Annotated in this window: 22 protein-coding genes; 12 read left to right on the forward strand and 10 right to left on the reverse strand. The window is 71.3% G+C overall.

Annotated features, from left to right (window positions below):
* Positions 1 to 2: 2 nt before the first annotated feature.
* Entirely contained in the window at positions 3 to 842 is an 840-nt protein-coding gene (locus tag LO762_RS12750; RefSeq protein ID WP_230614822.1) for a DUF4253 domain-containing protein, read from the reverse strand.
* 117 nt (positions 843 to 959) lie between these two features.
* Between LO762_RS12750 and LO762_RS12755 the strand changes: the two genes are divergently transcribed.
* Positions 960 to 1,748 carry a CPBP family intramembrane glutamic endopeptidase gene (locus LO762_RS12755; RefSeq protein WP_230614823.1) on the forward strand — a complete coding sequence of 263 codons (789 nt, stop codon included), beginning with the start codon at positions 960 to 962 and terminating at the stop codon, positions 1,746 to 1,748.
* Positions 1,749 to 1,802: 54 nt separating this feature from the next.
* Positions 1,803 to 2,480, forward strand: coding sequence for a LysE family transporter (locus LO762_RS12760; RefSeq protein WP_230614824.1), 678 nt, complete (start codon positions 1,803 to 1,805; stop codon positions 2,478 to 2,480).
* A 7-nt stretch (positions 2,481 to 2,487) separates the two neighbouring features.
* Here the strand turns inward: LO762_RS12760 and glpK are convergent, their stop codons facing one another.
* Together glpK and LO762_RS12770 are read right to left on the reverse strand one after the other, a co-directional pair.
* On the reverse strand, positions 2,488 to 4,002 hold the full coding sequence (glpK, locus tag LO762_RS12765) for a glycerol kinase GlpK (protein ID WP_374201553.1): 1,515 nt from the start codon (positions 4,000 to 4,002) through the stop codon (positions 2,488 to 2,490).
* 10 nt (positions 4,003 to 4,012) lie between these two features.
* The gene (locus LO762_RS12770; protein WP_230614825.1) at positions 4,013 to 4,798 is read right to left on the reverse strand and encodes a hypothetical protein; all 786 of its coding nucleotides are present in this window, start codon (positions 4,796 to 4,798) and stop codon (positions 4,013 to 4,015) included.
* Positions 4,799 to 4,922: 124 nt separating this feature from the next.
* On the opposite strand from LO762_RS12770, the gene LO762_RS12775 reads away from it, so the two are divergent.
* From LO762_RS12775 to LO762_RS12805, 7 genes are all read left to right on the forward strand, one after another.
* The gene (locus LO762_RS12775) at positions 4,923 to 5,921 is read left to right on the forward strand and encodes a MoxR family ATPase (protein WP_230614826.1); all 999 of its coding nucleotides are present in this window, start codon (positions 4,923 to 4,925) and stop codon (positions 5,919 to 5,921) included.
* On the forward strand, positions 5,921 to 6,802 hold the full coding sequence (locus LO762_RS12780; RefSeq protein ID WP_230614827.1) for a DUF58 domain-containing protein: 882 nt from the start codon (positions 5,921 to 5,923) through the stop codon (positions 6,800 to 6,802). The genes LO762_RS12775 and LO762_RS12780 overlap by 1 nt, the downstream gene beginning before the upstream one ends.
* On the forward strand, positions 6,799 to 7,746 hold the full coding sequence (locus LO762_RS12785; RefSeq protein ID WP_230614828.1) for a VWA domain-containing protein: 948 nt from the start codon (positions 6,799 to 6,801) through the stop codon (positions 7,744 to 7,746). Before LO762_RS12780 ends, LO762_RS12785 begins: the two co-directional genes overlap by 4 nt.
* Before the next feature lie 31 nt (positions 7,747 to 7,777).
* On the forward strand, positions 7,778 to 8,374 hold the full coding sequence (locus LO762_RS12790; RefSeq protein WP_230614829.1) for a class I SAM-dependent methyltransferase: 597 nt from the start codon (positions 7,778 to 7,780) through the stop codon (positions 8,372 to 8,374).
* Positions 8,371 to 8,910 carry a TrmH family RNA methyltransferase gene (locus LO762_RS12795; RefSeq protein WP_230614830.1) on the forward strand — a complete coding sequence of 180 codons (540 nt, stop codon included), beginning with the start codon at positions 8,371 to 8,373 and terminating at the stop codon, positions 8,908 to 8,910. Before LO762_RS12790 ends, LO762_RS12795 begins: the two co-directional genes overlap by 4 nt.
* A gap of 38 nt (positions 8,911 to 8,948) precedes the next feature.
* Entirely contained in the window at positions 8,949 to 9,725 is a 777-nt protein-coding gene (locus tag LO762_RS12800; RefSeq protein ID WP_230614831.1) for a glycerophosphodiester phosphodiesterase family protein, read from the forward strand.
* 93 nt (positions 9,726 to 9,818) lie between these two features.
* Positions 9,819 to 10,163 carry an RNA polymerase-binding protein RbpA gene (locus LO762_RS12805; RefSeq protein ID WP_230614832.1) on the forward strand — a complete coding sequence of 115 codons (345 nt, stop codon included), beginning with the start codon at positions 9,819 to 9,821 and terminating at the stop codon, positions 10,161 to 10,163.
* A gap of 48 nt (positions 10,164 to 10,211) precedes the next feature.
* On the opposite strand, the gene LO762_RS12810 is transcribed toward LO762_RS12805, so the two are convergent.
* Positions 10,212 to 10,745: an FxsA family protein gene (locus LO762_RS12810; protein ID WP_230614833.1), complete on the reverse strand. Its 534-nt coding sequence runs from the start codon at positions 10,743 to 10,745 to the stop codon at positions 10,212 to 10,214.
* Positions 10,746 to 10,984: 239 nt separating this feature from the next.
* On the opposite strand from LO762_RS12810, the gene lnt reads away from it, so the two are divergent.
* Together lnt and LO762_RS12820 are read left to right on the forward strand one after the other, a co-directional pair.
* A complete protein-coding gene (gene lnt / locus LO762_RS12815) occupies positions 10,985 to 12,589 on the forward strand; it encodes an apolipoprotein N-acyltransferase (RefSeq protein WP_230614834.1) in 1,605 nt (534 codons plus the stop codon).
* Positions 12,586 to 13,299 (forward strand): polyprenol monophosphomannose synthase, encoded by a 714-nt coding sequence (locus tag LO762_RS12820; RefSeq protein WP_230614835.1) that lies wholly within the window; start codon positions 12,586 to 12,588, stop codon positions 13,297 to 13,299. Before lnt ends, LO762_RS12820 begins: the two co-directional genes overlap by 4 nt.
* 124 nt (positions 13,300 to 13,423) lie before the next feature.
* Here the strand turns inward: LO762_RS12820 and LO762_RS12825 are convergent, their stop codons facing one another.
* The gene (locus LO762_RS12825; RefSeq protein WP_230614836.1) at positions 13,424 to 13,720 is read right to left on the reverse strand and encodes a 4a-hydroxytetrahydrobiopterin dehydratase; all 297 of its coding nucleotides are present in this window, start codon (positions 13,718 to 13,720) and stop codon (positions 13,424 to 13,426) included.
* A gap of 266 nt (positions 13,721 to 13,986) precedes the next feature.
* Between LO762_RS12825 and LO762_RS33080 the strand changes: the two genes are divergently transcribed.
* Positions 13,987 to 15,411 carry a hypothetical protein gene (locus LO762_RS33080; protein ID WP_304523642.1) on the forward strand — a complete coding sequence of 475 codons (1,425 nt, stop codon included), beginning with the start codon at positions 13,987 to 13,989 and terminating at the stop codon, positions 15,409 to 15,411.
* Between the two features lie 57 nt (positions 15,412 to 15,468).
* Here the strand turns inward: LO762_RS33080 and LO762_RS12835 are convergent, their stop codons facing one another.
* The 5 genes from LO762_RS12835 to LO762_RS12855 form a co-directional block, all read right to left on the reverse strand.
* Complete coding sequence (locus LO762_RS12835; RefSeq protein ID WP_230614837.1) at positions 15,469 to 16,401, reverse strand: carbohydrate ABC transporter permease; 933 nt, start codon at positions 16,399 to 16,401, stop codon at positions 15,469 to 15,471.
* A gap of 9 nt (positions 16,402 to 16,410) precedes the next feature.
* Entirely contained in the window at positions 16,411 to 17,322 is a 912-nt protein-coding gene (locus LO762_RS12840) for a carbohydrate ABC transporter permease (protein WP_230614838.1), read from the reverse strand.
* A gap of 31 nt (positions 17,323 to 17,353) precedes the next feature.
* Positions 17,354 to 18,787: an N-acetylglucosamine/diacetylchitobiose ABC transporter substrate-binding protein gene (gene ngcE, locus LO762_RS12845; protein ID WP_230614839.1), complete on the reverse strand. Its 1,434-nt coding sequence runs from the start codon at positions 18,785 to 18,787 to the stop codon at positions 17,354 to 17,356.
* Between the two features lie 77 nt (positions 18,788 to 18,864).
* A complete protein-coding gene (locus LO762_RS12850) occupies positions 18,865 to 20,058 on the reverse strand; it encodes an ROK family transcriptional regulator (RefSeq protein ID WP_230614840.1) in 1,194 nt (397 codons plus the stop codon).
* Positions 20,059 to 20,358: 300 nt separating this feature from the next.
* A complete protein-coding gene (locus LO762_RS12855; RefSeq protein WP_230614841.1) occupies positions 20,359 to 21,702 on the reverse strand; it encodes a DUF2252 domain-containing protein in 1,344 nt (447 codons plus the stop codon).
* Positions 21,703 to 21,745 lie beyond the last annotated feature (43 nt).

The following is a 21,745-nucleotide window of genomic DNA, read 5'->3' on the forward strand; positions in this document are numbered from 1 at the left end:
GGCTAGTCCCACCAGAACGACCAGGCGTTCCGCCCGACCAGCTCCTCCGCGTACCCCTCCAGGCTGCCCGCGCCCTGCACCACGACGTCCGGGCAGAACGCCCAGTGCTCGGCGGCGACGTGCACCGCGTGGTCGGGGTCGCGCGGCGGCGCGGCCACGCTGAAGTCCATGGTGTTGAACCCGACCCGGACGAGGCGGGCGCCGAACCTGTCCTCCCAGCCGCGCGCGACCGCCGACATCGGCGCGGTCCACGGGTTGTGGTTCAGGGCGCCCTGCCAGCCCATGACGGCGAGGACGTCGGCGCTGCGGGCGGCCGCGACGAGGCCGAGCAGGGTGCTGCGGCCGTCGGCGAGCTGGCCCGCGAGCCAGTCGGCGGCCTCCAGCGGCTCGGCCATCGGCTCGCCGGGCGCGGCCAGGCCCGGACAGTACTTGCCGAACGGGGAGAGGTCCTCGAAGTCGTCGCCGTACCGCAGCCGCGGCTCGATCATGTCCTGCCAGACCTCGGTCATGAACTGCGCGGGCTCGTACACGCCGATCTCGGACTCCGGTTCGGGCGCGACCTGCCCCGCCGCCCACGGCTGCGCCGACTCGTCCAGCAGCAGCGGCCACAGGCCCGAGTAGAGGTGTTCGGCGGCCAGGCTCCGCCAGATCTCCGCGGTGACCGGCGCGTCGCTCAGCCAGAACGCGGGCCTGGTCACCGGGTGGTCGCGGCGGTAGGACCGGTCGGGCCACACCACCGCCCCCTCGGGCAGGGGCACGTTCAGCGTGCGGCCGTTGCCGCCGTCGGCGAACAGCCGGTACACACCCGCCGGCAGCGCCCTGCCGGGCCGGTGATCGTCCATGCTCGACCACTTTCGCTATCGCAGACCTATGCCGGATCTTGGTGCATTCCAGGACTCTACTGCCACCTGGCCGCCCCGTGCCGCACGGCACGTCAAGGCCGTGCGACGATCGGTGCCGTGACCGCCGACGCCGCCCTCACCCCCACACTGCCCGACCGCAGGACCCTCAGCCGCGAGGTCTGGCTCGTCCTCGCGCTCTCGCTCGGCGCGTCGGCGCTGGCCGCGCTGATCTCCTTCACGGGCTCGCTCACGGCCGAGAAGGCGCTGTCGGAGCAGACGGCCTCCCTTGTCACCGACAGGTACGCGGGACGGCCCTGGCTCGGCCTGTCGTGGCAGCTGTACGGGATCGCGGTGTCGCTGGTGCCGGTCGCGCTCGTCGCCCACCTCATGGCGCGGTCGGCCGAGCCGATGGGCAGGGCCCTGGGCGTCTCGTGGGTGCCGCGCTGGCGCGACATGGCGCGCGGCGCGGGGGTCGCCGCCGTCATCGGCGGGTCGGGGCTGGCGCTGTACCTGGCGGCGCAGGGGCTGGGCGCGAACCTCACGATCGTGCCCACGACGCTCGGTGACGTGTGGTGGCGGATCCCCGTCCTTGTGCTGTCGGCGGTCGAGAACGCGGTGCTCGAGGAGGTGATCGTCCTCGGGTACCTGCTGCACCGGCTCGACCAGCTCGGCTGGTCGCGGTGGAAGGCCGACCTGACCAGCGCGGGAGTCCGCTCGGTCTACCACCTGTACCAGGGGATCGGCGGGCTCATCGGCAACTTCGTCATGGGGCTGGTCTTCGCGTGGCTGTACCGGCGGTGGGGACGGGTGATGCCGCTCCTCGTCGCGCACGCCCTCATCGACATCGTGGCGTTCGTCGGCTGGGTGGCGCTGGCCGGACGGGTGTCCTGGCTGCCGGGCGCCTGACCTGGCGGAAAACCCTTTGCCGGAGATCACCGGGTTCGGCCAGGATCGCCCGGCATGGACGAGGCACTGGTCGCGGGGCTGCTCGCCGGGTACGGGGTGGCGGTGCCCGTAGGGGCGATCGGCGCTCTCATCGTCGGGCTGACGGCCCGCACGTCGCTGCGGATAGGCGCGGCGGCCGCCTGCGGGGTAGCAGCGGCCGACGGCCTCTACGCGCTCGCCGCCGTCCTGGGCGGCGCCACCCTCGCCGGGCTACTGACGCCGGTCGCGACGCCGCTTCGGTGGGTCGCCGCGGCCGTCCTGATGGCGCTCGCCGTCCGGACCGCCCTGTCGGCGTTCGCGGAGGCGGCGGGCCGCCCCGTGCCCGTGTTCACAAGGCCGTCCCGCGCCTTCCTCGCCCTCCTCGGGCTGACGATCCTGAACCCTGCGACCATCGTGTACTTCGCCGCGCTCGTCCTGGGCCGCCAGGGCGAGGCCGCTCTGACGGGCCCGGGGCAGGCCGTCTTCGTCGTCGCCGCTTTCGCCGCCTCCCTGAGCTGGCAGCTCCTCCTGGCCGTGTTTGATTCGGCCCGAGGGCGGCCGCTTCGCAACCCCGACTTCGTCGGGAGCGGCCGCCCCCGGGCCGGGGGCGGCGCGCTCGTAGGCAGGACCCTCACCGGCGCGCGCGGCCGCCTCGTGACGGCCCTGGCCGCCGCCGCGATCATCGCCGTCCTGGCCGTGGGCCTCCTGGTGTGAGCGTGCTCTACTCGGCCCAGTCGAACGTCCGGGTGACGGCCTTGCGCCACTGCGCGTACTCCCGTTCCCGCTCCTCCTCGGGCAGCACGGGCGTCCACCGCTTGTCGGCCTTCCAGTGCGCGACGAGCTCGTGCTGGCCCGTCCAGACGCCGACGGCCAGGCCCGCCGCGTAGGCCGCGCCCAGGGCCGTCGTCTCGTTGACGCCCGGACGGACGACGGGCACGCCCAGCACGTCGGCCTGGATCTGCATGAGCAGGTCGTTGACGACCATGCCGCCGTCGGTCTTCAGCTCGGTGATCGTGTACCCGGAGTCGGCGTCCATCGCGTCGACGATCTCGCGCGTCTGCCAGGCCGTCGCCTCCAGCACCGCGCGGGCGAGGTGGCCCTTGTGCACGTAGCGGGTGAGGCCGACTATCGCGCCGCGCGCGTCGGCCCGCCAGTAGGGGGCGAACAGGCCGGAGAAAGCGGGCACGAAGTAGCAGCCGCCGTTGTCGGGCACCGTCGCGGCGAGTTCCTCGATCTCGGCGGCCGACGAGATCACGCCGAGGTTGTCGCGCAGCCACTGCACGAGCGCGCCGGTGATCGCCACCGAGCCCTCCAGCGCGTAGACGGCGGGCGTGTCGCCGATCCGGTAGCCGACGGTCGTCAGCAGCCCGTGCCGCGATCTGACGGGCTCCTCGCCGGTGTTCAGCAGGAGGAAGCTGCCGGTGCCGTAGGTGTTCTTGGCGTCGCCCGGCTGGAAGCAGCACTGGCCGAACAGCGCGGCCTGCTGGTCGCCGAGCGCGGACGCCACGGGGACGCCCTCCAGGACGCCCCTGGCCGTCCCGTACACCTCCGAGGAGGAGCGGATCTCCGGGAGCACCTCGGGCGGGATCCCGAACGCCTCAAGGGTGGACGGATCCCAGTCGAGCGTCTTGAGGTCCATCAGCATCGTCCGTGACGCGTTGGTGACGTCGGTGACGTGCCGTCCGGTGAGGTTCCAGACCACCCACGAGTCGATCGTGCCGAACAGGACCTCGCCGCGCTCGGCCCGCTCCCGCAGCCCCGGGACCTCCCGTAGCAGCCACAGCAGCTTCGGTCCGGAGAAGTAGGTGGCGAGTGGCAGCCCGCAGGTGGCGGCGAACCTGTCGGGGCCGTCCTCGCCCGCGAGTTCCCGGCACAGCCTGTCGGTGCGGGTGTCCTGCCAGACGATCGCGTTGTGGACGGGCTCGCCCGTGGCCGCGTCCCAGACGACGGTCGTCTCACGCTGGTTGGTGATCCCGACGGCGGCGAGGTCCGCGGCGGTCAGCCCGGCCCGCTCCAGGGCCTCGGCCACGCACGTCTGGACCGTCGTCCAGATCTCGGCGGCGTCGTGCTCGACCCAGCCGGGCCGGGGGAAGATCTGGCGGAACTCGCGGCGCGCGTCGGACACGACGGCGCCGGTCTCGTCGAAGACCATGCAGCGGCTTGAGGTCGTCCCCTGGTCGATCGCGGCCACGTACACCGGACTGCCTCCTGGTCGAGCGGATGGTGCTAGAGGCATCCTGCCAAGATCAGAGCGGGTTGTCGCCGTCGGGCCACCCCGTGCCCGTCGGCCCGTCCTGGCCGGGACTGGACGGCCCCGACGGGGACGGCGTCGGGGTGGGCCGTGGCGTGCCGGACTCGCCGGGCGTCGGCGTCGGGCTGGTCACCGTCTCGACGGGCTCAGGAGGCAGGTCGTCGGGCTGGGAGCGCCACAGCCACAGCAGCCCGAGGATGATGAGGAGGAACAGCAGCAGCAGCGCGAGCCCCGCCAGGACCGTCCCCCACGGGTTGTCCCGGCCGCCGAACCGTGGCCCGGCCCCGGAAGCCGACCCCGCGCCTCCGCCCGCGCCGAACGCCGCCCCGGTCCCGCCGCCCTGCGCGTACTTCGGGAACACCAGATACGGCCCGCCCGAGCCCGCCGGGGGCGATCCCGCTTCCGTCACCGGGAAGGCCGGATCGGACGCGCCCTCCCAATGATGGATCAGACGCGGGTTGCCCCGCTCGTCGGCGAGGGCGACCGAATCGAGCAGCCCGCCCAGATCGCCCTCCCCGACGGCCCACGGCCCCGGATTGGCGGTGTCGTAAGACAGGAGACGCCCCTTGTTACCGCGCACTGCGGCGGCGAACCTGTCACGGGCCGCCGGGTCCCCGGCCGCCCCCCGACTCAGCAGAACCACCTGGACGGCCCTGCCCGCGAAGTCCACGGCCCCGAACACGAACCCCGCGGGCGTCTGCCGAAGCACACCCGTCAGCCGATAGGGGCCGTGTTCGACCGAGCCGGGTGGTGACGGCGGAGACGGCGGCGGCGCTGTCATGACACGACCCTACTGTGGGTCGCGTCGGACCGGGCGTACCGTGTCGTCGGCGGGGTACCGGGTAGTTCACGTAGGGTCGGACCGTGTAGGGGAAGTCGTGGCATTTCGGGGCGGAGGGACCGGTGTGACCGTCACCGAGGGCACCAGGGAGGCGTCGGCGCTGCTGGAGCGCGCGCTCGCCGAGGTGAAGAAGGTCATCGTCGGCCAGGAGCACATGGTCGAGCGCCTCGTCGTGGCGCTGCTCGCGGGCGGGCACTGCCTGGTCGAGGGCGTGCCCGGCGTCGCCAAGACCCTCGCGGTGTCGTCGCTGGCCCAGGTGACGGGCGGCAGCTTCGCCCGCATCCAGTTCACCCCCGACCTCGTGCCCTCCGACATCGTCGGCACCCGCATCTACCGGCCGTCCAGCGAGTCGTTCGACGTGGAGCTGGGCCCGGTCTTCGCGAACTTCGTGCTCGCCGACGAGATCAACCGGGCACCGGCCAAGGTCCAGTCGGCGCTGCTGGAGGTGATGGCCGAGAAGCAGGTGTCGCTGGCGGGCCGCACCTATCCGCTGCCGAAGCCGTTCATCGTGCTGGCGACGCAGAACCCGATCGAGTCCGAGGGCGTCTACCCGCTGCCGGAGGCGCAGCGCGACAGGTTCCTCATGAGGATCACCGTCTCCTATCCGGACGCGCACGACGAGCTGGCGATCCTGCGCCGGATGAGCGTGGACCCGCCCGGAGCCGACCGCGTCCTGGACCCCGACACGCTGATCGGCCTGCAGCGCGCCGCCTCCCGGGTGGAGGTCCACGAGCTCGTCGCCGACTACGTGGTGCGGCTGGTGATGGCGACGCGGCGGCCCGAGGCGTACCGGATGCCGGATCTCGCGCCGCTCATCGAGTTCGGCGCGAGCCCCCGCGCGACGCTCGGCCTCGTCTCGTCCGCGCGGGCCCTGGCGCTGCTGCGCGGGCGTGACTTCGTGCTGCCCGAGGACGTCCACGACGTGGCCCGCGACGTGCTCGTGCACCGGCTCGTGCTCACCTTCGACGCGATCGCCGACGGCGTGTCGCCCGGCGAGCTGGTCGCCCGGATCCTCGCGTGCGTGCCGCCGCCGCGGGTCGTGTGGAACCACGGCGCGGTCTGATGCGCGTCCCCGAGGACAGGCTCCGCAGGTTGGAACTGAAGGTCACCGGCCGACTCGACGGGATGCTTGGCGGCGAGCACCTGGGCCTGCTTCCGGGCCCCGGAAGCGAACTGGCCGAAGCCCGGCCCTACCAGCCGGGCGAGGACGACGTGCGGCACATGGACTGGTCGGTGACGGCCCGCACCGCCGTCCCGCACGTCCGCGACATCGTCGCCGACCACGAGCTTGAGGCGTGGGCCCTGGTCGACCTCACCCCGAGCATGGATTACGGCACCGCCGAACATCTCAAGAGAGACCTCGCGGTAGCGGCACTGGCGGCTGTCGGGTTCACCGCGACCCGCCTGGGCGACCGTGTGGGCGCGTACCTGATGTCCGGCGGAACCCTGAAGCGCAGGCCCGCCCGCACCGGACGGACCCGCCTGTACGGCCTCCTGCGCGACGTGGAGGCGACCCCGAGCCTTCCGGGCCCGATCACCCTCGCCGACGCGATCACGTCCCTGGACCGGGGCCAGCGCCGCCGCGGCCTGCGCGTGGTGATCAGCGACTTCCTCGACGGGTCGGCCTGGGAGCGTCCGCTGCGCCGGATGGCCGCGCGGCACCAGGTCCTCGCCGTCGAGATCACCGACCCGCGCGAACTCGACATGCCGCCCGTCGGCATGGTCGAACTCACCGACCCGGAGACGGGCGCCGTCCAGGAGATCATGCTGAGCCCCCGCGTCGCCGAGGAGTACCGGCGGGCCGCGCACGCCCAGCGCGCCGCGACGGCAGCCGCGCTGCGCCGCGCGGGCGCGGGCCACCTCCTGCTGTCCACCGACCGCGACTGGGTCGCCGACCTCGCCCGGTTCGCGCTGCGCCGCCGTCGGCTGGGGGGCCGGGTATGACGTTCCTGTCGCCGCTCTGGCTGCTGCTGCTCCCGCTCGTGCCGGTCATGCTCGTCGCTTACGTGCTGCTGCTGCGCCGGAGCCGCCGCTACGCCGTCAGGTTCACCAACCTGCCTACGCTGCGCTCGGTCGCGCCGGGGCATCCGGCGTGGCGCAAGCACCTGCTTGCGGGGATGTTCCTGACCCTGCTCACGGTGCTGGTGTTGGGCGCCGCGCAGCCCGCCGCGACGGTCAAGGTGCCGCGCGAGCGGGCGACGATCATCGTCGCGGTCGACGTGTCCCTGTCCATGCAGGCCACGGACGTGGCCCCGTCGCGGTTCGAGGCGGCCAAGGCGTCGGCGAAGGACTTCATCGAGGGGCTGCCGCAGCGCTTCAACGTCGGTGTCGTGTCGTTCGCCGGGACGGCCAGCGTCGTCGCGTCCCCGACCACCGACCGGGTGGCGGCTTTGAACGCGCTCGACAACATCGCCCTGGACCGGCGCACCGCGATCGGCGAGGCGGTGTTCGCGTCGATCACCGCGATCAAGACGTTCGACGCGGGCAACGGCACCGACCCGCCGCCCGCCCACATCGTCCTGCTCTCGGATGGCGACAACACCTACGGCCGCTCCGTCGCCTCGGCCGTCGCGGCGGCGCGGACGGCCCGGATCCCGGTGTCCACCATCGCGTTCGGCACGCCCTACGGCACGGTGACGATCGAGGGCGAGACGACCACGGTGGACGTCAACAAGGCGACGCTCCGGGCCCTGGCGGCGCAGACCGACGGGCACGCCTACGAGGCCGAGGACTCCGCCGAACTGTCCCAGGTCTACGAGAGCATCGGCACGTCACTGGGCTGGCGGCCGGAGAACCGCGACATCACCTCCTGGTTCACCGCCTTGGCCGCGCTGCTGGCGCTCGCGGGCGGCGCGCTCTCCCTCGCCTGGTACTCCCGCCTGCCCTGAGCCCGGCTGGACGCCACTAGGCTTGACGGCCGTGGGGGATCACTACTTCTCGGCCGAACCCGGCACGGCGAGCCGCCGGGCCACCGTCGATCTTGTGCTGCGCGATCTGCACCTGCGGCTGGAGACCGACCGCGGCATGTTCTCCCCCGACCGGATCGACGCGGGCACCCGCATCCTCCTGGACTCCGTCCCGCCCCCGCCGACGGAGGGGAACCTCCTGGACGTCGGATGCGGCTACGGGCCGATCACCCTGACGCTCGCCGCACGGGCTCCCGGCGCAACCGTCTACGGCGTCGATGTCAACCGGCGCGCCTTGGAACTGGCCCGGAGCAACGCGGAGGCGGCGGGCCTGACGAACGTCGTCTTCGGCACCCCCGAGGAGATCGACTCTGACCTGCGGTTCGCCGCGCTGTGGTCGAACCCGCCGATCCGGATCGGCAAGGCGGCGCTGCACGAGCTGCTGGACACGTGGCTCGCCCGGCTGGAGCCCGGCGCGCTCGCCCACCTCGTGGTCCAGAAGCACCTGGGCAGCGACTCGCTCCAGCGCTGGCTCACCGCGTCCGGCCGCCCGACGACCCGGCTGGCGTCCCGTTCGTCCTACCGCATCCTGGAGGTCAAGACCCCGTGAGCACCCCTGAGCGCCGTCAGCTGCGGCCCACCGACGTCAAGCGGCTGAACCGCACCTGGCGGCGGGCCACACAGGGGCGGCTCGGCCTGCTCGTGGAGTCGGTGACGCAGCCGTTCAACACGGGGTCGATCTTCCGGACGGCGGCGGTCTTCGGCGTCGAGCACCTGTGGCTCGCGGGCAACGCCACACCGCCGACCCACCCGAACGCGCAGAAGACGGCGCTGGGCACTGACCGGCTCGTCCCCTGGAGCCCGCCGCTGCCCGCCGTGGAGGCGGTCAAGACGGCGCGCGCCGAGGGGTTCAGGGTGGTCGCGCTGGAGCTCACCGGCGACGCCAGGCCGCTGCACGAGGCGGATCTGGACGGCCCGGTGTGCCTCGCGGTCGGCGGCGAGGACCACGGCTGCTCCCCCGCCCTGCTGGCCGCCGCCGACGCCGTCGCCTACATCCCGCAGGTCGGCCGGGTCGGGTCGTTGAACGTCGCGGTGGCCACCGCGGTGGCGCTCGCCGAGATCCGCCGCCGCGAGTGGGCGGGCTGACGCCTTTACGCGGTAAGGCTCCGGCATACTGGAAGGCGATGCGCTACGCCTTCCTCGACCACGACGGGCCCATCGCGTTCGCCCACCGGGGCGGGGCGCTGGGCGCGCCGGAGAACACCATGGCGGCCTTCCAGCGGGCCGTCGACCTGGGTTACGCCTACATCGAGACCGACGCGCAGGCCACCGCCGACGGCACCCTCCTCGCCTTCCACGACCCCGATCTCGCCCGCGTCACCGGGCGGCGCGGCAGGATCGCCCGCCTCCCCTACCAGCGGGTCGCCTCCGCCCGCATCCACGGCACCGAGCCGATCCCCCTCATGGAGGACGTCCTCGGCTCCTTCCCCGACACCCGGTTCAACATCGACATCAAGGACGAACCGGCGATCGGCCCGCTGATCCGCGTGCTGCACCGCACCGGCGCCTGGGACCGCGTCTGCATCACCTCCTTCTCCACCCGCCGCCTCGCCCAGGCCCGCGTCAGGGCCCGGATGTTCACCCGCGAGCCCGTCTGCACCGCGCTCGGGCCCAGCGGGGTCGCCGCCGTGCGGATCGGCGGCCGGGCCGCCCGGATCGCCGCCGAGGGCGTCGCCTGCGCCCAGATCCCCCACGCCCTGGGACCCGTGCCCTTCGCGACGTCCTCGTTCATCGGCCAGGCCCACTCCGTCGGGCTCGTCGTGCACGCCTGGACGGTCAACGACCCGGCCGTCATGGGCAGGCTCCTGGACGCCGGCGTCGACGGGATCATGACCGACGATCTGGAGGCGTTGCGCGAGGTCATGGCCGCACGCGGCCTCTGGAGCGCCGCCGGAGCATAACCGGCAGGGTTGGGACAGCCCCGAGCGGGAATCTTGTAGCGGTATCCAGCGTTGTCAAGTCAGGACCGCTAGCCGTCTGGGAGGCGTTTTTCGATGGCAGAGCGCGCACTTCGCGGCACCCGGCTCGGGGCGACGAGCTATGAGAACGACAGGAACACCGACCTGGCCCCTCGCCAGGAGGTGTCTTACACCTGCCCGAAGGGCCACCAGTTCAGCGTCACCCTCGCCGCCGAGGTGGAGGTGCCGATGACCTGGGACTGCCGCAACTGCGGTGTCCCCGCCCTCCTCATGGACGGCGAGGTGCCGGTCGCGAAGAAGGGCAAGCCGCCGCGCACGCACTGGGACATGCTCCTGGAGCGCCGGTCGATCGAGGACTTGGAGGAGGTCCTCGCCGAGCGCCTGGAGATCCTACGCGCGGGACGGCGCAAGAGCGCATAGTTCACAAGCCGACCAGGCCCGTGCCTTCTGGCACGGGCCTTACTTCTTCTAGCGCTTGTCGTCGGTCTCGTCGTCGTCGACGATGTCGCCGCGGACGATCTGGCCACGGACGGGGGGCGGCGGGGCGTCGTCCTCCTCGATCACCTCGCCGCGCACGACACCGCCCTGGGGGCCGCCCTGGAACGTGCCGGGGAAGCCGGGCGGCGGGCCCAGGCGGGCGGCGCGGCGGGCCGCCCACACCATGACGAGCCTGCGCACGAGCGGCCTGGTGAACGGAAGCACGCACAGCAGCCCGACGACGTCGGTGACGAACCCGGGCACGATCAGCAGCCCGCCGCCGAGCAGGATGAGGAACCCGTCGGCCAGTTCGGTGTCGGGCATCCGGCCCTGCGCCACCGTCGTGTTCAGCCGGGACCACGCCCGCCTGCCCTCCCGCTTGACGATCCACAGCCCGAGGGCCGTCTCGGCGAGCAGGAGCAGCAGCGTCCACCCGCCGCCGATCGCGTGCGCGACCTGGACGATCACGTAGATCTCCAGGATGGGCACGAGCACGAACAGGAGCGGGAAGAGCAGCGGCCACATGCCTTCATCATCCCCGATGAAGCCCGGTGCCCGAACTGCTCGCCGTTGTTTGACAGCCGACCGCTTTCCGGTAGTTTGAGCCGTCTGGTCCAGGCCGGACCCGACGGGCTCGGGCATCCTATAGACAACGGACACCGCCTCCACGGCCTGTGGGGACGCGTCCGGCCCGACGGATGTCCGGGCCCGCGTCCATTGCCGGTACCTTTCATCCGATGGGCGCCGGGAACGCTGGAGATGGTGTGACGCAGGAGACGGTCGCCGACACGCCGGCGCGGGAGCAGCCCCCGGAGGGTGTGCGGCTGGCCCGCGGCCCACGGGCGCGGGCGCTGTGGCGGCTCGCCGCGAGCGCGGCCGCCGGTCTGATCATGTATCTCGCGTTCCCGCCGAACGTGTTCGGGCCTTCGGCCGGGAGCTCGTCCGGACTGTGGCCGCTGGCCCCGGTCGGCGTCGCCGTCCTCGCGCTGGCGCTGCGCGGCACACGGGCCCGTTTTGGGGCGCTCGCCGGGCTGGTGTCCGGGCTCATCTTCTTTGTCCTCGTGCTGCCCGGCCTGCGGCCGATCGGCACCGACGTCTGGCTGGGGCTGAGCCTCGTCCAGACGCTCTATTTTGTGCCGATGGGCGCGGCACTCTCCCTGGTGTCCCGGAGCCGCCTGTGGCCGTTCTGGGTGGCCGCGCTCTGGGTGACACAGGAGTTCGTCCGGGGCAGGTACCCGCTGGGCGGCTTCCCGTGGGCCCGGCTGGCGTTCTCCCAGACCGACACCCCCTACACGGGCTTCGCCTCCCTGGGCGGGGCGCCGCTCGTCTCGTTCGCCACGGCGCTCACCGGGTCCCTGCTGGCCTACGCGGTGATCACGCGGTCCTGGCGTCCGGTGGCCGCCGCCGTCGCGGGGGCCCTGGCCGTCCCGCTGCTGGGCGCGCTGGTCCCCGCCGGGACGGGCGGGACGACCGCGACGGTCGCGGTGATCCAGGGGAACGTGCCGCGCCTCGGCCTCGACTTCCTCGGGCAGCGCCAGGCCGTCCTCAACAACCACGTGGCGCGGACCCGTGAGCTCGCCGCCAAGGTCAGGGCCGGGGAGCTGCCCCGGCCGGACCTCGTCGTGTGGCCCGAGAACGCCAGCGACCTCGACCCCTACAACGACCCGACGGCCTACGCGGTGATCGACGCCGCCGTCCGGGACGTCGGCGTGCCCGTCCTCGTGGGCGCCCTGACGTCCACCCCCGACCGGAAGATGGTGGAGAACCGGGGCATCGTGTGGGACCCCGTCAGCGGGCCCGGCGAGTACTACACCAAGCGGCACCCGGTGCCGTTCGGGGAGTACATCCCGTTCCGCGACGTCCTCACCCGGTTGATCTCCCGGCTGGAGCGGGTCCCGCGCGACTTCGCGCGCGGCGACCAGGACAACGAGCTGACGATGGCCGGGACGACCGTAGGCGACGTCATCTGCTTCGAGGTCGCCTACGACGGGATCGTGCGGGACGCGGCGAAGTCACAGATCCTCGTCGTGCAGACCAACAACGCCACCTACGGCCGCACCAGCCTGCCGTGGCAGCAGCTCGCGATGTCCCAGTTGCGGGCCATCGAGCACGACCGCACCGTGCTCGTCGCGGCCACCAGCGGGATCAGCGCGATCGTCGCCCCGGACGGCCGCCTGCTCCGGCAGTCCCGCGAGTTCACCCCCGAGATCCAGGTGGCCGCCGTGCCCCTGCGCACCTCGGTTACCATCAGTGACCGCCTCGGCGGGCTGCCGGAGTGGCTGCTCGCGCTGGCGGGAGTCACCGGGGTGGGCCTCGCGCTCACCGCGCGCAGGCGGGCCGCCGACACCGGCCCCGGAGAGGCGACATGAACGCGATCCTTGTGATCATTCCCACGTACAACGAACGGGAGAACCTCCCCCTCATCACCTCCCGGGTGCGCGCGGCGGTGCCGGGTGCCGACATCCTCGTCGTGGACGACGGCAGCCCGGACGGCACCGGCGCGCTCGCCGACGAGATGGCCGCCGCCGACGACCACGTGCACGTCCTGCACCGGACCGCCAAGAACGGCCTGGGCGCCGCCTACCTCGCCGGGTTCCGCTGGGCGATCGAGCACGGCTACGACATCATGGTCGAGATGGACGCCGACGGCTCCCACCAGCCCGAGCAGCTCCCCCGGCTGCTCGACGCGCTGAACGAGGCCGACCTGGTGATCGGCGCCCGCTGGGTGCCCGGCGGCGAGGTCGCCAACTGGCCGAAGCGACGCGAGGTCCTCTCCCGTGGCGCCAACACCTACGCCCGCCTCATGCTCGGCGTCCCCCTCCACGACGCCACCGGCGGCTACCGAGCCTTCCGCCGCGAAACCCTGGAAAAGCTCGACCTCGAAGACGTCGACTCCCGAGGCTACTGCTTCCAGGTCGACCTGGCCCTCCGAGCCCACAAGGCGGGCCTCCGCGTCGTCGAAGTCCCCATCACCTTCGTAGACCGAGTCCACGGCTCCTCAAAGATGAGCGGCTCCGTCATAGCCGAAGCCATGCTCCGCGTCACCGCCTGGGGCCTCCGCTCCCGCCTCACCCGCTGACCCCCACCCACCCCCGCGGAAGACCGCACGCGTCCCCGCGCGTTCGTGCCGCCGGGTGTTCACCCAGCGCGACGCGCCTGAAACGCCGATGCCCCGCGCTGAGCGGAGACGAGGGCGTCGTTGATCAGGCGCCGTGTTCGGCGGCGATCGCGTCGATGCGTTCGGCGAGGTCGAAGTCGCGCGCGGTGAGCGCGTCACCCGCGTCGTGGGTGGTGAGGGCGAAGGTGACGTTCCGCCAGCGGATGTCGATGTCGGGGTGGTGGTTGGCCTCCTCAGCCGCCTGTGCGATTGCGGAGACAATGGCGATCCCAGCGAGGAAAGTCGGGGCCTGGACGGTCCGCGTGATCGTGTCGCCGGTGCGCGTCCATCGCGTCACCGCCGCGAGGCGGTTGGTGATCTCGTCCTCTGCGAGCCGTGCCATGGGTGTTCTCCTCGGTGAGACGGCGTGGAAGGCGAGTACATCACGCAGGGCCGTAAAAGCCGTCGTTGAGGTTTCTGGCGTTTCGGCCCGATGGTGGGAGATCTGGTCGGGCCGAGGGGTGATTACTTATTGTCTCTTATGGGTGACTATGGGGTTATCGCTGCGGGGTAAGGGTGGGGGTCTTTAGGCTGCGGGGTCCGGGTGGGTGATGGAGGGAAGGGGTGGGTGCGGTGCCGCATCAGAGGACGGGGACCTGGATTCCGGGGGTGGGGGAGCAGGAGAGGATCAGGGAGGTGTTGCGGCTGGCGGAGCTGGATGACGCGCAGCGGAAGGCGGTGGGGTTGCCGCCGAAGGCGAAGGTCGACTGGGTGGGGCGGAAGGACGGGGGGAAGCGGGGGGAGCTCGCGGCAGGGCTGCTTGTGGAGATGGAGACGCGGCTCGCGGCCCGGTACAAGGACTGCCGGTGGAAGGAGACGGCGGGGCTGCTGCCCATGAGCAGTTTTGAGGGGGCGGGGCGGGCGGCGAAGAAGGCGGCGGACGACCTGTTCAAGGCGTGGACGGACAACGCGGCGCTCACCCCGAACCAGCTCGCGTTGCGGCGTCGTCCCGCGTTCGTCGGGTCGGGGGCGGACGCGAACCTGCTGGAGGTGTCGGACTTCTCCGACAGGGCGCGGGCCAGGATCCCGATCACGGCGTACGAGCAGGCGAGGTACACCGCGTCCCTCTGCGCGGACCTCATGCAGAAGCACCACTTCACGCCCTACGGGGGCGTCGACGAGGAGGCGGCGCAGTTCCTGGACGCGGAGGTGCTGCGGCCGTTCACCAAGACGCACGAGTCGACGCTGATCGCGTGTGAGCGGTACGGGTTCGCGATCACCGAGCCGCGGAACGGGCTGATCTTCCTGTCGGGTTCGCTGGAGGGCTGGAAGCCCTCGGACGGCGAGCACAACCCGCTCGTCGCCGCGCGCAAGTGGAAGGCGTTCACGAAGCTTCTGCACGAGTACGTGCACACGCTCCAGCACCCGAACCTCGTGCACGTGGGGAACCAGAGCCAGACCGTGCGGGAGGGCTTCTGCGAGTACCTCACCCAGGCCGTCATCGCCTCGCTCAAGGCCCTTCCGGCGCACGACGCGTACCTACAGGAGCTGGACGACCTGGTGACGGGCGGGTTCGGTCTGAGCGCCGTCCCACAGGCCATCACCGGCTACACGACGCCGTCGGACTACGTCACCTACGTGGCCGACACCAGGACGTTCGTGCGCGAGTTCCACGAGAACGCCCTGTATGCCGCGTTCTTCCAGGGCCACACCGAGTTCCTCGGCTTCCGGCTGGAGACCGTCGCCGAACCCGCCCTCCCGGCTCGGGGCGACGTCCGCCCGGTGCATGTCCCGCACACCGTGACGACCCTCGCGGACCTGGCCGGATACCTCCAGATCCCGGCTGAGGCCCTCGTCGCGGACAATCCGGGCCTGTCCGGCGACCGCGCGGCCTGGCCGTCCCAGATCCACGCGCCGGGTTTCCGCCCGCACTTCGTCGTCATCAACCGCCCGGACGACGAGGACGAGGTCGCCGTCGAGACGCCCGCCCTGGCGGCCGCCCAGAACGGCGTCACCCCCGACGTCCTCCAGGCCCACAACCCGCCCTACGACCCGGCCAGGCCCCCGTCCTGGTTCTTCGTCCCCACCACGTGAACGGGGCCGGGCCCCGGGCGTCCGGGGAGGGACGGCCTGGGGCCCGGGGTCGGGGTGCTACTTGACGGCGCCTGCGGTGAGACCGGCCTGGATCTGCCGCTGGAAGATCACGTAGACGATGATCACCGGGAGGATGGCCATGCTGAGGGCTGCCATGAGGGCGGGCCAGTCCTGTTCGTAGCCGGCCTGGGTGCTGATGGTGGCGATGGCCTGGGGCAGCACCCACTTGTTCTGGTCGGCGGGCACGATGATGATCGGCAGGAGGTACTGGTTCCACTGGCCGATCACGTTGAAGATCGTGATGGAGACCAGGCCCGGCTTGGCCATCGGCATCATGATCTGGAAGAACGTGCGGACGTGCCCGGCGCCGTCGATGAAAGCGGCCTCCGCGACGGACGTGGGGAGCGTCCGGAAGAACGCCGTCAGGAAGAAGATCGTGAACGGCAGCGAGTAGGCGACGTACACCAGGATGAGGCCCTGGTAGGTGTTGTGGACGCCGAGGTTCTGGACCACCTTGAACAGCGGGACCAGGGCGAGGAACACCGGGAACATCATGCCGGACACGAACATGAAGTAGACGACGCGGTTGCCGCGGAACTCGTAGCGGGCGAGCACGTAGGCGGCCATCGCGCCGAGCAGCATCGTGAGGAACGTGCTGACGGCGACCACACCGACGCTGTTGATGAGGTAGCGGCCGATGTTGGCGTCGCTCCAGGCGCGGCCCCACGCGTCGAAGTACCACGTCTCGGGCAGCGTCCAGGCGTCGCCGAAGATCTCCGCGTTGGTCTTGAACGCGGCGACGAACGTCCAGACGATCGGGACGACGACGAGCAGCGCCCAGACGGCGAGGGCGACGTGGGACAGGCTGGTGAACAGCCCGGAGGCGGCGCCGCCGGAGCGCCGCGAGCGGGGCGCACGGGCCTTGCGGCCGGGCGTGGAGGCGGAGGCGGGTGTCCCGGTCTGTACGGGAAGGTCAGTTCTCGTCTTCATCGGGGCGCCTTAGTACTCGATGCGTTCGCGGCGGGTGACGCGCAGGGTGAGCGCCGCGAAGGTCAGGGTCATGAAGAACAGGACGACGCCCATGGCCGAGGCGTAGCCGAGTTCGGAGTAGCGGAAGACCTGGCGGTAGATCTCCAGCGCGACGACGGTCGTGGAGTTGTCGGGACCGCCCTGGTCGACGGACAGGACCTGGACGATCGCGAACATGTCGAACGCGGCGATGCCGAGGTAGATCCAGCCGACCTGGAGGGTGTCCCACAGGAGCGGGAGGGTGACCCGGAAGAACAGGGTGAAGCGTCCGGCTCCGTCGAGGGCGGCCGCTTCGAAGACGTCCTTGGGAATGGACGACATTCCGGCGGAGAAGAGCACGACGTAAAAGCCGACGCTCTGCCAGACGACGACTCCGATGATCGACCAGAGGGCGATTTTCGGGTCGTTGAGGAACTGCACGGGTGCGATGCCGACCTTGCCGAGCAGTCCGTTGATCATGCCGCTCTCGGTCGGCCGGTACACCGACTGGAAGAGCACGCCGAGGATCGCGATGGCGAGGACCTGCGGCAGGAAGAAGACCACCTTGTAGAAGCCGGAGAACCGCACCCCCGTCATCGTGCCGTTCTTTCCGCTGCCCCCGCCGACGTTCAGCAGGAACGAGAAGAACAGCGCGATGACGAGGGTCGCCAGCGGCAGGGTGATCAGAATCCAGAGGTGGTGCTTGAGCGCGGACGTGAACGCCTCGTCCTCGAAGAGGTCGCGGAAGTTCTGCAGTCCGATGAACTCGGGCGCCTTGTAGCCGTTCCACTCGGTGAGCGCGATCTGGAACGCCTGGATGTACGGGCCGATCACAAAGACGGCGTACAGGATCACCGGGATCGCGAGGAACCCGACGATGAAGGGCAATCTACCCTGCCGCATGGCTGTGGTCTCCGGAATCTTCGAGCGGGTGTCAGGCGGTCCTGGTCTGGAGGTCGGCGCCCGCGTCCTTCTTGGCCTTGTCCGCCGCCTTCTGCATGGCCGCGCAGAACTTCTTGGCGTCGCTGCGGCCGTACATCAGGTTGTTGGTCTGGCGGCGCAGCTCCGTCTCCAGCTCCTTGTACCAGTTCTCGAAGAGGCTGGTGGTGACGATGTTGTTCCCGGCGGCCTGCTGGGCGGCGAACACCGAGGACAGGCCCGGGGAGAGGGTGAGGCCCTCGGCCGCGCCCTGGACGATCGTCAGGGAGCCGGACTTCTCGGTGAAGCCCTTCGCGCCCTCCTTGGACAGCATCTGGCGGAAGTACTCCAGGCCGCCGGAGGGGTTCTGGCCCTTGGCGGAGACGAAGTAGTACTCACCCGCCGCGACGCGGATCGCCTCGTAAGGCAGGGCGTCGGAGGCGGTGACCGACGGGGTCGGCGCCAGGCCGTACTTGAAGGTCTTCGGGGTGGAGGCGGCCTGCTCGTTCTCCAGCCAGGAGCCGGACGGGTAGAAGGCGATCTTGCCCTGGTTCTGCTGGGTCTGGACCTCGGTGTGGATGAGGCCCTCGAAGGACTTGTCGGAGTACTTCGTGTTGATCTCGGCCCACGCGGCGGCGGCCTGCTCGACGGCCGGGCTGGTCCAGGCGCCGTCCTTCAGGTTGTCGATGTCGATGAGCACCTGGTTGCCGCCGATCTTCGCCGCCGAGATGAGGATCATCCAGTAGGCGTAGTAGGAGGCGTTCTTGCCCGCGTAGGCGAAGGGGGTGATGCCCTCGCTCTTGATGGTCTCGGCGAGCGTCTTGAACTCGTCGAAGGTCTTGGGCGGGGTCCAGCCCTTGGACTTGAACAGCTCGCTGTCGTACCAGAGGCCGTAGGTGGAGGACACGTAGGCCATGAGGAACGGCTTGCCCGCGACGAGGCCCGCCTCGGGCGCGCCCGCCAGGACGGCGTCGCGGATCTTCTTGGCCGGGTCGTCGAGCGACGGGGCGTCCCACAGGGCGGTGAGGTCCTGGAGGTGGCCCGCCTCGGCGAGGGCGCCGGTGTCCATGAGGTCGGTGCCTGCGTTGGCGACGACGTCGGGGATGTCGGTGCCGCTGGAGAAGCGCGGCTGGAGGGCCTTGCCGATCTCGACGATGCCCTCGTGCTTGATCTTCACGCCGGGGTAGGCCTTGGCGTACATCGGCTCGTGCACCTGGGTGGCGTAGTCGTCGCCGAGGCCGCCCTTGAAGATGACGACGTTCAGCGGCTTGGCGGCGTCGACGCCGAACGGGTTCTTGGCGTCGCCGCTGGAGCTGACGTCGCCGCCCTTGGTGTCGTCGGAGCCGCCGGTGGCACAGGCGCTGAGCACGGACAGTCCGGGCGCGGCGACGGCGACGAGGCCGATGCGCTTGAGGACGTCGCGGCGGTCGAGTCCGGAGATCTCGGTCATGGGTGCTGTCTCCCTAGGGGGAAAGAGGACGGGACAGGGACAGGGACAGGGGTTCGTGGACGCGGGGTCGCCGCGTGCTAGGGCGGGACGGTCGAGGCGAAGAGCTCGTCGCGGGTGAGCGTGAGCCCGTGCACGACAGCCCCGGTGAGGACCGGGTCGGGTCCGACGGTGGACAGGCGCAGCGGGGGCCGGGGAATGGTCAGCCTGTGCAGTTCGTGTTCGAGGTGGCGGCGCAGCGCCTCTCCCCCGGCCTGGAGCACGTCGCCGGTGAGGACGACGAGGGCGGGGTCGAGCAGCGCCGTCACGGAGGCGAGGCCGGTGGCGAGCCTGACGGCCACGTCACGGAGCGCGTCGCGGCCCGCCGGTTCGTGTTCGCGGGCGGCGGCGGCGCGGACGGCGGAGGCGGCGTCGGCGCCTCGGAAGCCGTGCGAGCGCAGCACGGTGCGGACGGCGGGTCCCGCGCCGAGCGCCTGGAGGCCGTGCGGGGCGAACCTGCCGGTCTCGCGGGCGGTGGGCGCGCCGGGCACCGGCATGAAGCCGATCTCGCCCGCGCCGCCGCCCGCGCCACGGTGCAGCCGGCCGCCGAGGACGAGCGCCATGCCCAGGCCGGAGCCCGCCCACAGCACGACGAAGTCCTGGTGGCCCCGGGCGACGCCGTGCGCGGCCTCGGCGAGCGCGGCGAGGTTGACGTCGTTCTCGATCTCGACGCGGGGGCCGCCGAGCGCGGCGCGGAGCCGGTCGGCCAGGTCGGGGATGCGCCAGCCGGGCAGGTGGCGGGAGTACCCGAGGCGGCCGGTCTCGGGTTCGACGACGCCCTGGACGCCGACGACGACGCGGGCGAGCTGCCCGACGGTGATGCCCGCCGCCGCGCAGGCCCCGGTGACGGCGGTGGAGACGGCCTCGGCGGCTTTGCCTCCGGCGCGGGAGGGGCTGGGCAGGCGGAACCGTCCGACGGTCTGGCCGGTGAGCCCTGCGACGACGGCCTCGATCCGGCCGGGGGTGATGTCAAGGCCGCACACGTAAGCGGCGGCGGGGTTGATGCCGTACTCCTCGGCCGTCGGGCCGGGGCCGCCTCCCCGCCGTCCCTCGCGGACGACGAGGCCGGACTCGCGGAGCCGGGTGAGGAGCTGGTGCGCGGTGGGCTTGGACAGGCCGATGAGGTCGCCGAGTTCGGGCCGGGTGAGGGGGCCGTGCTCCAGGAGCGCGCGGAGTGCCGCCTGGTCGTTGATGGCCCGCAGGAGCTGCGGTGTGCCGGGCACATGGGTGCTCATGACCTGCCTCCTCTCCGGTCCGGCTCGTTAACTATTAGGAAAGTGTCCTAATCATTGAGGTGAAGGTAGAACCCCCGGGGCGACCCGTCAAGCGGGGTCCGTGAGGATCGACACGTTCGCAATCAACCCGTGACAACACGGCCCCGCCGGTGTTTCGGCCGCATGACGAAGACCCCGCCCGCACGATGCGGACGGGGCCTGCGGAAACACCGAAGGCGTCTCAGGATACGGACGAACTGGCAGGCTTCTTACCGATCGCCGCCAGCCCGCGCCCCTGTGTCGCCCCCGTGAACTGAAGGATCAGGCGGTGGGGTTCAGACCTGGGATGAGGCCGCCTCGGAAGGCGTCGACGAACAGGGCGTGGTCGCGGCGGACGATCTCGGCGTAGCCGTGCGCGAAGGCCGTGATGGCGGCGACGAACGCGGTCTCGTCCTCGCCGATCACCGCGTCGATGGCGTCCTCGACCTGGAACGGCACGAGGGTGTGGTCGGAGTCGGTGTCCGACACGCAGTGGATCTTCGCGGTGGCCCGGCCCAGGTCGTCCACGAGTTGGACCATCTCGTCGGGCTCGGTGAGGCCCGACCAGTCAAGGTCGGCCTCGTAGGGGGAGAACTCCTGGACGACGAACCCGACGCCGCCGATCTCGGCGTACCCGAGCCACGGGTCGGCGTTGGCCTGGAGGGCGCGCCGGGAGACGGCGGTCCGGTGCCCGTGGTGTTCGAAGTAGGCGGCGATCCGCTCGTCGTCCACAACGCGGGAGGGGGCGGCGACGTTGCCCTGCTTGACCGACAGGATGACGTCGTTCTCCAGCGCCTGGCTGTGGCCCTCCACGAGGATGTTGTAGGCGATGAGCCCGGCCGAGCCGATCCCGAACCCGGACGCCCCCACGATGTCCTTGATCTTGTAGGTGAGGCTGCCGAACCGCTTGTCCTGCGGGATCGTGTCGAGGTAGTGCGCGTACGCCTCCTCCACGAGGGCCCGTTCGGCGTCGTCGAGGCGGCGGATGTTGGCGCCGTCCCGCATCCTGCGGGTGTGGCCCTCCACGACGGTGTGCCGGTTCAGCAGGTCCACCCGGGTGGAGGAGACGGCCTCCACGAGCACGTCGTAGACGTGGCCGGTGGCGCTGTCGAGGGTGAGCGCCCAGTTCTCGTCGGAGTCGCGGCGGGCGTAGAAGCGCACCTGGTCGACGTAGGCGCGGGTGTAGGTCTCCACGAGGCGGGTGATGTCGGCGTCGGAGATCGCCTTGCCCCACGCCAGCAGCGCGAGGCTGGCGACGAACCGCTTGACGTCCCAGGTGAACGCGCCGATGTACGCCTCGTCGAAGTCGTTGACGTCGAAGGTGAAGACGCCGTCATCGCTCATGTAGGTGCCGAAGTTCTGGGCGTGCAGGTCGCCCTGGATCCACACCCTCCCGGTGCGCTCGTTCCCCCACGCGTCGTCATCGGCGACAATGTCGGCGTAGAAGATCGGCGCGCTGCCGCGGTAGAAGGCGAACGGGTCGGAGGCCATCTTGCGGAAGCGGCGGCGGAACTCGGCCGGGCTGCGCTCCATCAGCGGGGCGAACGCCTCCACGAGCACCTCGACGAGGCGTGCCTGCCGTTCCTTGGGGTCCGTCGCGCGCAGGGCGGCCACAAGATCAGTCATGTGTCGGGTTCCTTTCGCGGTCTGGCGAAAATCATCCCGCTTA

This window comes from Actinocorallia sp. API 0066 (assembly GCF_020991275.1).
Lineage (GTDB): Bacteria > Actinomycetota > Actinomycetes > Streptosporangiales > Streptosporangiaceae > Actinocorallia.